Origin of the sequence: Microcoleus sp. B13-B6, assembly GCF_036705405.1 — a bacterium.
Lineage (GTDB): Bacteria > Cyanobacteriota > Cyanobacteriia > Cyanobacteriales > Microcoleaceae > Microcoleus.
This window is the reverse complement of the sequence record NZ_JAUBUJ010000060.1, coordinates 18,651-29,563: the sequence shown is the minus strand read 5'-3', so window position 1 is coordinate 29,563 and position 10,913 is coordinate 18,651. Positions and strand designations below refer to the sequence as shown.

The 10,913-nt window shown below is 43.6% G+C and carries 12 protein-coding genes and 1 CRISPR repeat array (1 of these 13 only partly in view); of the genes, 3 read left to right on the top strand and 9 right to left on the bottom strand.

Annotated features, from left to right (window positions below; genetic code table 11):
* Both QUB35_RS23775 and QUB35_RS23770 read left to right on the top strand, forming a co-directional pair.
* Positions 1–347: WD40 repeat domain-containing protein (locus tag QUB35_RS23775; RefSeq protein WP_445252127.1), on the top strand; the 347-nt coding region annotated here is incomplete at its 5' end.
* 435 nt (positions 348–782) lie between these two features.
* A complete protein-coding gene (locus QUB35_RS23770; protein ID WP_333144156.1) occupies positions 783–2,438 on the top strand; it encodes a SpoIID/LytB domain-containing protein in 1,656 nt (551 codons plus the stop codon).
* Between the two features lie 262 nt (positions 2,439–2,700).
* On the opposite strand, the gene QUB35_RS23765 is transcribed toward QUB35_RS23770, so the two are convergent.
* Positions 2,701–3,000, bottom strand: a complete 300-nt coding sequence (locus QUB35_RS23765) for a ferredoxin (RefSeq protein WP_333109645.1) — start codon at positions 2,998–3,000, stop codon at positions 2,701–2,703.
* Between the two features lie 947 nt (positions 3,001–3,947).
* Complete coding sequence (locus QUB35_RS23760) at positions 3,948–4,247, bottom strand: ferredoxin (RefSeq protein ID WP_333144155.1); 300 nt, start codon at positions 4,245–4,247, stop codon at positions 3,948–3,950.
* Between the two features lie 526 nt (positions 4,248–4,773).
* On the opposite strand from QUB35_RS23760, the gene QUB35_RS23755 reads away from it, so the two are divergent.
* The gene (locus QUB35_RS23755) at positions 4,774–5,787 is read left to right on the top strand and encodes a Gfo/Idh/MocA family oxidoreductase (RefSeq protein WP_333144154.1); all 1,014 of its coding nucleotides are present in this window, start codon (positions 4,774–4,776) and stop codon (positions 5,785–5,787) included.
* A 69-nt stretch (positions 5,788–5,856) separates the two neighbouring features.
* Here the strand turns inward: QUB35_RS23755 and QUB35_RS23750 are convergent, their stop codons facing one another.
* From QUB35_RS23750 to QUB35_RS23720, 7 genes are all read right to left on the bottom strand, one after another.
* Positions 5,857–6,246 (bottom strand): glycosyltransferase, encoded by a 390-nt coding sequence (locus tag QUB35_RS23750; protein ID WP_333144153.1) that lies wholly within the window; start codon positions 6,244–6,246, stop codon positions 5,857–5,859.
* A 168-nt stretch (positions 6,247–6,414) separates the two neighbouring features.
* On the bottom strand, positions 6,415–6,720 hold the full coding sequence (locus QUB35_RS23745) for a glycosyltransferase (protein ID WP_333144152.1): 306 nt from the start codon (positions 6,718–6,720) through the stop codon (positions 6,415–6,417).
* 35 nt (positions 6,721–6,755) lie between these two features.
* Positions 6,756–6,995 (bottom strand): hypothetical protein, encoded by a 240-nt coding sequence (locus QUB35_RS23740; protein WP_333144151.1) that lies wholly within the window; start codon positions 6,993–6,995, stop codon positions 6,756–6,758.
* A 763-nt stretch (positions 6,996–7,758) separates the two neighbouring features.
* Entirely contained in the window at positions 7,759–8,856 is a 1,098-nt protein-coding gene (locus QUB35_RS23735; RefSeq protein WP_333144150.1) for a HAMP domain-containing sensor histidine kinase, read from the bottom strand.
* A gap of 362 nt (positions 8,857–9,218) precedes the next feature.
* Positions 9,219–9,491 carry a hypothetical protein gene (locus QUB35_RS23730; protein ID WP_333144149.1) on the bottom strand — a complete coding sequence of 91 codons (273 nt, stop codon included), beginning with the start codon at positions 9,489–9,491 and terminating at the stop codon, positions 9,219–9,221.
* Between the two features lie 517 nt (positions 9,492–10,008).
* Positions 10,009–10,137: a hypothetical protein gene (locus QUB35_RS23725; protein ID WP_333144148.1), complete on the bottom strand. Its 129-nt coding sequence runs from the start codon at positions 10,135–10,137 to the stop codon at positions 10,009–10,011.
* A gap of 5 nt (positions 10,138–10,142) precedes the next feature.
* A complete protein-coding gene (locus tag QUB35_RS23720) occupies positions 10,143–10,286 on the bottom strand; it encodes a hypothetical protein (protein WP_333144147.1) in 144 nt (47 codons plus the stop codon).
* A gap of 613 nt (positions 10,287–10,899) precedes the next feature.
* Positions 10,900–10,913: direct repeats of the CRISPR family, unit length 36 nt; it runs 692 nt beyond the window's last position.

The window sequence follows — 10,913 nt, the reverse complement described above, 5'->3', positions numbered from 1 at the left end:
AGGAATTTAAAGGACATCAAGATGAGGTATCAAGTGTCAGTTTTAGTCCAGACGGCAAATACATTGCTACGGCATCATTGGACAATACAGCACGGTTGTGGGATTTAACAAGTAAGTTGATACAGGAATTTAAAGGACATCAAGATGAGGTATCAAGTGTCAGTTTTAGTCCAGACGGCAAATACATTGCTACGGCATCAAATGACAAGACAGCCCGGTTGTGGCAAATCAGAAGTTTAGATGAAATGCTGGTGCAAGGCTGCGATTGGCTGCGCGACTATTTGCAAAATAATGCTGAGGAAAGCGAGAAACACCTGTGCGATGAGATTAGTGCTCAGAAAAAATGATTAGCCAATCAGTCGGTAGGTGCAAATAAACCTGACCGTGTAACAGAATGTCAAGCGATCGCAACTTTTGCAATTGCTGCATTTCATATCACATCCGGTAGCATCGGAATTAATATTACCCACAGCCAGGACACCGCCAGTGCCCAAGCCGTGTCAACTTAAGCTTTTTGTCCGCCAGTCCTCCCGCCCACCCGGCAGTCCGCCAGGGAATGAATTCCCTGTCTAATAGCGAAAGTCCTCTCAAAGAGGACTGAATAATTCATTAGTCCTCTTTTAGAGGACTTTCGCTTTGAGGCAGGGGTTTCAACCCCTGTCGGACTATCGGTTTAACGAACCAAACCAGCTTATCTTCAGCAATTCCCCTATAGCAGCCGCCAAATGTGCTAACGTACAATCAAAAATCCCCAAATTTCAACTATCGGGAGATAGATAACTGTGTCCGCTCAAGCACCTCCAACTCCCAATTACAAATGGTTTAGCTGCATATCTAGGACTGTTTTCACCGCATTGTGCCTGTTGCCCCTTTTCAGCGCTGCGGGATACGCCCAAAATCCCCAAAATAGACCCATCAAAATCGGCGTAGTGCAGCGGTTTGGCACCAAAGCAACCGACAAACTGACGCTGAAAGCATTACCGGGCGACAGCTTAACATTGAGTTACAAAACTCCTCAAGGCATAGAAACCAAAACGGCTGCTAGCGTCAAGTTAGAAATAGCCCCGAAACCGCTGGAAGCGCCCTTAGTAGAAGAACGAGTTGTTCTGAGCTCCCACCGCAGTTTCGAGAGTGCAGAAGATAGCGCCAATCAGTGGCGCGCCCAGGGAATTGATGTAGAAATTGCTCAACCTTTTCGCTGGCAAGTTTGGGCGAAAAGAGATACTTACAACTCTCCTTTGGTGCGGCGCTGGCTGTTGCAAAGTTTGCAAGCTCAAGGGAACACAACAGCTTTTTTGGATTCCAAAGTTTTTAAACAAGTACCCCAGGCATTTTGGGTTTTAAACGGCTTTCGTTTCAACCGCCATGAGTTGGATGTGACGGCGGGGAAAAATGTAATTGAGGTATTGGAACAAACCACCCAAGAGGCCACAGCTACTGAACCAGAAAAAGCAATTCAACAAACTCACCGTTATGGCGGCAGTTTGCACCTGCAAAAAAATTCTTACGGCACTTATACTTTGGTGAATAAAGTGCTGACCGAGACTTATTTGCGGGGTGTTGTTCCTCACGAAATAGGGGCTTTTTCGCCTTACGCTGCGATTGTCGCTCAAACTATTTTGGCGAGAACCTACGCCCTGAGAAATTTGCGCCGGTTTGCTGTGGATAATTATGAGTTGTGCGCTGATGTTAACTGTCAAGTTTATAAGGGTTTGACCGAGGTTTACCCGCAAAGTGATAAGGCGATCGCCCAAACGAGCGGTTTGGTGCTAACTTACGAAAATCAGCTAGTAGACGCGCTTTATTCCGCGTCTAGCGGCGGCGTGACAGCCTCTTTTAACGATGTGTGGCAGGGCGCGGAACGTCCATATTTGCGATCGATCGTCGATTCCCCTAATAAGGTGTGGGATTTGTCCAAGCAGAGTTTATCGGACGAAAACAATTTCCGCCGCTTTATCAGTTTGGAAAAAGGGTTTAATGAGGAAAAAGAAGACACTTTTCGGTGGCGCGAACCCGCTTCTTTGACGGCAATTGGTGGATTTCTCAAACAGTATCTTCAGAAGAAACAGCACCCGCTGGCTAATTTGAAAACTGTCACTCAGGTGGAAGTGACAGAAAGGTCGCCCGCTGGTCGAGTTTTGAAAATGAAGGTTCAAACTGACTTGGGCCCGATTGATATCGACAAAGACGAGATTCGCAATGCTTTTTACCCGCCGATTAGCACGCTTTTTTACCTAGAACCAATTTACAATCCCGACAAAACTCTCAATGGTTATGCTTTTGTCGGAGGTGGTTTCGGGCACGGGGTGGGAATGAGTCAGACTGGTTCTTACAATTTGGCTAATTTGGGCTGGAATGGATCTCAAATTCTGGGCTTTTATTTTCCCGGCGCTCAAGTTGTGCCGCTCAGCGATAACATTACATTTTGGCAACCATAAAATTAAACTCCCAAAATTCAGTGAGGACTTGCGTAAAAACTATCGAATGCAAGCAGGAGCAATGCAATCTCAATGCCGGATTTTTCCGAATCTTTAGCGCAAGCCCTAAAATTTTGAGATTTTAGATTTTAGATTCTAGACAGGATTTTACGAGTTAACTAAAATCTGCTATCTAAAATCTAAAATTATTCGGTCAGCTATCGCCTCAAACTGCTATTAATCAATAGCTTGGAGTTAGAGCAGATGACTGACGGCCCCCTTTTTAGTACAGCTCTTCTTCTTTGTGAGTTTCTATCGTACAGTCAGACTGGGGATAGGCGACGCAGGTGAGGATCATTCCGGCCTCGATTTGGTCGTCGTCCAAGAAAGATTGGTCGGATTGGTCAACAGTGCCTGATATGATTTTGCCGGCGCAGGTGGAGCAAGCTCCAGCGCGGCAAGAGTAGGGGAGGTCAAGTCCTGCTTCTTCAGCAGCATCGAGAATGTAAGTATCTTCATCAACGTCAATGGTCTGGTTAAGTCCTTCGGCTTCGCTGATGAGGGTAACTTTGTAAGTTGCCATGCACTAAATCCTCTCAAAAATTCAACAAGATTGATAATTTTTCCTAATGCAACCTTCAAGGCTCTATGAGCTTTGAGGTTAGGCATTAGGTTCGTTCCCTCTATGATAGTAGGGGATAGAAGCCCGGTTGCAACACTCATTTACAAAAAATTTGAATGGGATTAGTTATCACTTTTTTTAATTTCATCTTTATTACTTATACCTACTAAACTCGGCGATTTAAATCATCGGCACTACACAAACAAAGTCCGCGCAACGCGAGACTAAATATCAGTCGTAAAACTTTTAGATTTTAGACTTGGGATTCTAGATTGGTTTCACAGTTAATCTAAAATCTGCCATCTAAAATCTAAAATTATTTGGTCAGCTATCTGCTCAAAGAGTTACGAATTTCTAGCTGGGAGTGACAGACTGATACTTTTAATCCAGACAATCTCCGACAACCTGAGAGAATCCAAATATAGCACACTCATCAGACAGGTCCCAGAGTATGGTGGTATCCCACAAAGCTTTAAGGAAAATCCCTAAAGCGCTACTCAAACGGGGTGTTTTCTAACCACAGTTGGGGTCTTTAAAAAGTTTAGATCCACCTAACTTTTATGGCTCTAACCGTATTTTGCACAAATCAAGGAGGTGTATTCTTCACTGGTTTTGACCAACCTCGAACCGCAAGGATTACAGAGATGCTCTCACGCCAAAGCTTGAGAGAAGTGAGAGAAAGTCCAAGTCATCATTACTGATGGTGTTATGCAGGCTACTTCAGTCTACACCAATTGTCATGAGTATTAAGTAAAAGTCTAGGAAAATATCATCCTAGTAATTGCTCCTGGGGGATTGTTTCAGTCTTAGATACAGAAACCCGGTTTCTTAACATAATTGCCGTATTTCAGCTTAATTCTGGAAACGAGCAACCGGGTTTCTTAGGGTATCACGCAGAGCGTCCTTTCTTAGTAGAGCTCTTCTTCTTTGTGAGTTTCTATGGTACAGTCAGACTTGGCATAGGCGACGCAGGTGAGGATCATTCCGGCCTCGATTTGGTCGTCGTCCAAGAAAGATTGGTCGGATTGGTCAATTGTGCCTGATATGAGTTTGCCGGCGCAGGTGGAGCAAGCTCCAGCGCGACAAGAGTAGGGGAGGTCGAGTCCTGCTTCTTCAGCAGCATCGAGAATGTAAGTATCTTCATCAACCTCAATGGTCTGGTTAAGTCCTTCGGCTTCGCTGACGAGGGTAACTTTGTAAGTTGCCATGCACTAAATCCTCTCAAAAATTCAACAAGATTGATAATTTTTCCTAATGCAACCTTCAAGGCTCTATTAGCTTTGAGGTGAGCTCTTAGGTTTGTTCCCTCTATGATAGTAGGGGAAAGAAGCAAGGTTGCAACACTTATTTACAAAAAATTTGAATGGGATTAGTTATAACTTTTTCTAATTTCATCTTGATTACTTATACCTATGTTGGGTTCAGCCTTGTGATACTGTTGCCGCAAGACTTGCGCTAAACCACCGGGTTTCTAGGAAAAATCATATTTTGAGCCCTACAGCACAAAAACCGGGTTGTTGGTATGCGGTGTGTCGATCGAGTTTCAGCAAGACTGGCTGCAAGGCAAGTCCCCGCCGGCGTTGAAATGTATAGTTAGAATCGCATCAAGACTTGGGTGTTGAAGGCTCGATCGAATAAATCGCACCACAACCACAGCTTAAAATCGGGGCGATAAAACCCTAAACCCCTGCAGCGCAAGTCTGTAACTATCTAAAATCTTAAATCTCAAATCCCATGACTAATATTGATACTCGCTTTGGTTTTTCGGTTAATTCTCCAATTCGCGTGGGGATTGTGGGTACTGGTTTTGCCGCTAAGTTGAGGGCCGAGACAATTCAAGCTGATGGGCGATCGAACTTGGTAGCAGTTGCGGGCCACTCCCCGGATAAAACCGCAGCATTTTGTCAAGGCTTCGGGGCAGAAGCTGCGGTTTCCTGGCGCAAGCTAGTAGAAAGAGACGATTTAGATTTGGTAATCGTCTGTACCGTGAACCGGGATCACGGGGCGATCGTCCTGGCGGCGCTAGAAAGTAACAAGCACGTTGTGGTGGAATATCCTCTATCTTTAAACGTATCTGAAGCAGAAAGGGCGATCGAACTTGCCGCCCAAAAGCAAAAACTCCTCCACATCGAACACATCGAACTGTTAGGCGGTTTGCACCAAGCCATCAAAGAATCTTTGCCATTAGTCGGTAAAGTTTTTTACGCCCGCTACATTACTATGAGTCCTCAACACCCAGCGCCGCAGCGGTGGACTTATCAACATTCCCTCTTTGGCTTTCCGTTAGTTGGTGCAATTTCGCGACTGCACCGATTTACTGATTTGTTCGGGGAAGTGGCAAGCGTTAACTGTCAAGCTCAATTTTGGGACAGTCAGCCGGATTTCTACAAAGCTTGTTTGTGCAATGCACAGTTGCGCTTTGCCAATGGCCTTGTCGCTGAAGCTGTTTATGGAAAAGGAGAGACTTTTTGGCAGTCTGAAAACATTTTTACTATCTACGGTGAAGAAGGAACGCTGGTTTTTACTCCCGAATCCGGTCAATTAATTCAGGGAGAAAATCGGCGCAACCTCAAAGTAGGAACGCGGCGCGGTTTGTTTGCCAAAGACACCGATATGGTGTTGGAATTTTTGTTAAAAGGTACGCCTTTGTACGTGGATAATGCCAGTAGTTTGTACGCTTTGAAGGTGGCAGATGCGGCGAGGCGATCGAGCGAAAATAGGCAAAATTTCGCACTTATAAATCCGTAAAAAGGAGCGAACATGAGGTTATTAGACTTTGGTAAAAATCGCTGATAACTCATAAGATATTGGGACAACTCAGCTAAAAGTGCTGCTCAGCAACTCCGCAATCTGCCGATCGATATTGGTCTGGTGAAAACGCCGACTAGCCATATAGTAGGCCGATTGGGCGATCGCGATGTTATACTCAGGTTGGTTATGACAGGTATTAATAACTTCTGCGAGTTGGTCTGGCTTGCCGGGAGGAACCAAAAAGCCATTGATGCCCGGTTCTATTAATTCAATAGCCCATCCAGATTGAGCAGCAACTATAGGTCTACCACACAGCATAGCCTCGACAATAACTCGGCCAAAAGGTTCGGGTGCGTTTGAGGTATGTGCAACTAAATCACAAATTGCCATTAACTGCGGAATCTCTGAACGAAAGCCTAAAAACTTAACTCGATTTTTAAGTCCTAATTCTGCCACTTGTTTGTGTAATTGCTTGGACAGAATCCTGCTCGCCCAAGAGCCCATCACCCACTAAAATAGCTGTTACATTTTTGGGACAGTAGGTAAGTGCTTCAATTAAAATATGTTGACCTTTCCAAGGTGACAATCGGCTGAAATGACCTACGATAAATTGCCCATCAAGTTCTAGCTGTGTCTTGAGTTGGCTAATTTTAGAGCGCTCTGATAGACTTCAGGTTCAAAGCCATTGTAGACGACATCGATTATGTCCGAGCGTCCTCCTGCTTCGAGGAAAGCAGCCTGACTTGCTTTGGAGTTAGCAATAACCAATGGTGCAAAGGGATTAGCCAAAGTTACAGCTACTTTTAAGTTAGTTGGGCTGAAATAGCCTGTAGATAAAATGTCATGCAAATGATACACGAGAGGGCGACGACTCAAAAAGCTAGCTAATGCACCCACCACTAAAGCTTTTTGCGTGTTGGCGTAGATCAAATCCTATTGACGAGCTTTTGGAACAACTTTAGCAATCAAAGGAGTAGCGCGGTTACACTACTTAAACTCTGGCTCAAGCTGCTTTCTTTACGAACTTTTATCGCTTCATTCGCTAACACCTCAACGGGAATTTGCTGTTGCTCTAATAATGGCTTAAAAGAACCATCTACAAATAAGCCAACTAGACAGCTATCTCGATAGGGTTTGGCAATATTTATTAGGCAAAGCTCTGCGCTACCAGGCTTACCGCTCTGGTCGAAAAATAGTATTTTCATCTGTTTTTTAACCGGACAAGTTTTCCATATATTCTACAGGAATTACGCGATTTTTCAAGTGTGAAACTATCTGTAGTGGTAAAACTTGCAAAATAGGAAAACTATATATAGCAATCCTAAATCATTCTCATAATTATTGTAGGGGCAATCCGACCCCTACTCCCCGTGGTTGCCCGATAGATAGGGGGTAGGCACGGGGAGTAGGGGTAGCACTACCCCTACAAATTTATCTGAATCATTTAGGATTGCTATAGTGAAAAATGTAGATTAATTGCATCAGGTTTGGCATATTTACTATGCCAAAAATTGGAGCGAATCAACCAAAGCCGTTCCCAGAGTCGCTGTTCGGGTTCAGCTAAATTAGTGAGTTTTACGCCGGAGTTTGACTGAGTTTCTGGTAGACCTACTCCACACAATTCAACTCGATCTTGACTGGCTGCTAATTGATGCGTAAGCTCATATATATCAATCCTAAATCATTTGCATAATTATTGTAGGGGCAATCCCACGCCCGGTTGCCCGATAGATAGGGGGTAGGCACTCTTAGCACTACCCCTACAAATTTATCTGAATCATTTAGGATTGCTATACATATCGATCCAAGCGTACTCGCTCAGGCTGTGTTTCGCATCTTGACGGCTTATTAATTCTGTAATTTACAGTGTGTGTGATGAAACACCTTATCTGTGGGTTTGCGCGAAAATATTGACTGTGAATTCATTATTTTATCCCTTATTTTTATTGTTAATCTTAATGTCCCGAACTAAACAATAACCTTTAGTAAAGTGATAATAAAGCTTGTCCCCTTGCCCTCTGCACTTTCAACCGCAAGTGTCCCTTTATGGGCTTCAATAATACTCTTTGCTAAAAATAATCCTAATCCCCAGCCGGTTTGCTCCTGGGCACAAATGGTTCGACGAAATTGTTGAAATAGGATGGATTGAGCGTCTATGGCGATCGGATTGCCTTCATTATGGATAGTAAGGCTGACCTGCGTTTGGGTTTGCTGGAGCGTGAGTGTAATCGGCGTACTAGGCGCACCATATTTCACAGCGTTAATTGCTAAATTTTCAATCACCCGCCGTATTTCTTTACGGCTGCAAAAAGTCCTGATAGCAGGGTCAGAAACCACAATAAACCGCTCTCCATAGGCGAATCTCAAATCGTTTACTACCTCTTGGACTAGCATCTCAAAATCGCATTCTTCAAATTCAATCTTTAAGCTCTGCCCTGCCCGCAGCCGACTCGCATCTAGCAGATTTTGAATCATCGAATCCAGCCGATTGATCGCACTGAGCATCCTCGTCGCTACATCCCTATGGCTGTCTCCTGTTTCAAGCCGCCGCAGAGTTAGTTGAGTTCCCATTTTTACGACATTGATGGGATTTCTGAGGTCGTGAGTTAACGTCACCATAAATAATTCTTGAATATCTCGCAGCGTTTCGGAGAATTGAGTGGCTGCGTCATTAACGGCTTGCTCGATGGAGCCGATAATAATGTCTCGATCCTGCACTCCTAAAGGTGCTTCTTCTTCTAAAACTTGAAATATTACTTGACGGAGGAGGTGATACTCGAAAATGAGGTGAGTCATGGAGTAGTCAGCATACCCCGCCCGTTCATGCCCATGCAGCTTGCCAATCCGCGTACTTTCTACCTCGTCGGCTGTGATTCGGGCAGGTGTCCTGACAATTCTGTTTGAGAGTTCATCTACCAGTTGGTTTAAGTACAGAGGTAGGGAATCTTGCAAGACAAGAGAATTTTGATGCGTTGATGCACCGACTTCATCACGCGCCCGCTTCTCCCACATCCCCATAATTTTTTCAGCATTTTGTTTAAGACGGTCAGACGCTTCGTTCGACATCGATTCTGATTTTCTGCATGAGTGGCTCTTGAGAAAGCATTATACAGGACTTTCCAGATAATATAAGTGAAGTACCCCCCGGAAGCCGAGTTTCTTGCTGAAACTCGGCTTCCGGGGGGTACTTTATAAAGGTGAAATTTGCTGTGATTAAGGAATTAAACCCGCCATGATATTAATACTCCTCCCTACAAGTGCGGTATTCAAGAAAGAGGAGAGAATGCTAGAGCAATCAAGCTCATCGCCTCAGCGCGAGCTAGTCTGTACATCTGAAACTTGAGTGGTCATGCCCATAACAAAAGAAGAGTTTGCGTAGATTTTTGAGGTAAGGTCATGGTCGATAGGATTTATTGATTTTTACCTACTTATTGAAGTTTCCACGCAATTAGACCAACAAGCACAATCAGACCTAATGCTCTACGAAAGTAATTAACGCCTTGAAATAATTCTTCCCAAGCCCAAGTAAACAAAGAGCCAAAGGCTACTAGCTCCAACCCTAAATTAATTTTACCTGTTGTAACTATGAGCGTTAATAAACTAGCTACAATCCCCACGCTCAGTGGTAGATTTGGCATCTGAGCTATAACAATTTTGCCTTCGCTGTCCCGGAATGTGCGATCGAACAATGTGTTTTCCATGAGTTTCTCGTGTCAATGTAATAAACAGAACTAGGTTAACAGTAAATACTGTAGACAGTTTTGGGAACGATACTACAAGCTTTACAGAACAAGAAGCATAAAAAAGTCAACTTAAATGCAAGTCAGGAGGGGAGATGACATTGATTTAATTATCCGCCGTGGCTCAAAGTATTTAGTAAATAAGCCATTCAGACCTAGAAAAACTGTCCGCGCTCTTGAACAACATTTAAACATCAGGTTTATGCTTGTTTATGCTTGAGAAAGTTGGTTTTATTGATTCCCATTCATGAATTTATCCGGGTTATTTTTGTCATTATTCTAAATATTTTTGCCGTGAGGGGTTATACAGTAGTTTTATAGTAAAATTAATAAATTTAAATATCCTCTCTCGCTTGGAATAGTTTAGATGAGAATATTATCTATAATTGGACAGACATAATCTTTTTTATACTATCGCATCGAGAGCGATCGACCTCATGCTCAAATCCAAGGTTAGCAATTCACAGGTCTAAACCTTTTAGTAAAGCAGGCTTGAACCTCTGTTGGCAGTGGAGTTTTCTGTTTCCACACCTTGAATTGATTGTGTAGCCGCTATTTCTGCTCGATCGCTCTCAGCATCCTGACTCAGAAAAAATGTAGCCAGCATGGCTCTCAAATAACCGCATAGGCGATCGCACACAACGCCAGCAAAAAACAAAGCACCCCTCCTTGGGCTGGTTTCGGAAAGTAATCAGAGCCGATCGTACTCATCAACATTCCCGTCAACCACAGCGCAGTGGTATGGGAGTATCTCATATTCGTCAAAATACTTCTTCTGGCTCCTTCCTTCTTCCTCTTCCCTCCTGCCTTCTGCCCCGCAGCAAGAGAGCCTCAAAACTCCAATTTCTAGCTGGCTGCTTTCATTGAGATGCTCCCAGTGCCCTAGTCATTAATGCCAGCACTAGCATTAGGAAATTCGCACTCAAAAGAGAGACAGCCCAGCAATAGCACAACATCATCGAAACCCCCAATTGTCTGGTTTTGGATAGGGACTCATGGGGATTACGATGCAATATTAGCTCAGAAATAGAGTCTTCGATAGACTGTCATGATAGACGTTTAAAACTTTTTTTATTTAGAAAATCAGGCAATCAAAGTGTTGGATAATCTAGCCAAAATGATGATTTATATACAAAAAAGATTGTTTGCATAAATAACTTCCCAGCGCTACTCTGCCTTCTAGAACTTTCTTCATCCGCAAAACCAAAGAAACCGGGTTTTTTACCAAATTTGTGGGCTGTAACGAAGTATTTCGCAAAAACCCGGTTTCTAATCACCCTTCCGTAAGTCTTGTAGAACTTTTTTCATCCTATCTTAGGCATGGGTAGATCAAAGAAAAAGTAGGAGCAATTCATGAATTGCCCCTACTTTTTCGATTCAATT

Coding starts and splice junctions, on each gene's coding strand:
- QUB35_RS23725 (WP_333144148.1), bottom strand. CDS start 10,137: ATGCTGGCTACATTTTTTCTGAGTCAGGATGCTGAGAGCGATCGAGCA.
- QUB35_RS23765 (WP_333109645.1), bottom strand. CDS start 3,000: ATGGCAACTTACAAAGTTACCCTCATCAGCGAAGCCGAAGGACTTAAC.
- QUB35_RS23755 (WP_333144154.1), top strand. CDS start 4,774: ATGACTAATATTGATACTCGCTTTGGTTTTTCGGTTAATTCTCCAATT.
- QUB35_RS23740 (WP_333144151.1), bottom strand. CDS start 6,995: ATGAAAATACTATTTTTCGACCAGAGCGGTAAGCCTGGTAGCGCAGAG.
- QUB35_RS23720 (WP_333144147.1), bottom strand. CDS start 10,286: ATGAGATACTCCCATACCACTGCGCTGTGGTTGACGGGAATGTTGATG.
- QUB35_RS23735 (WP_333144150.1), bottom strand. CDS start 8,856: ATGTCGAACGAAGCGTCTGACCGTCTTAAACAAAATGCTGAAAAAATT.
- QUB35_RS23730 (WP_333144149.1), bottom strand. CDS start 9,491: ATGGAAAACACATTGTTCGATCGCACATTCCGGGACAGCGAAGGCAAA.
- QUB35_RS23760 (WP_333144155.1), bottom strand. CDS start 4,247: ATGGCAACTTACAAAGTTACCCTCGTCAGCGAAGCCGAAGGACTTAAC.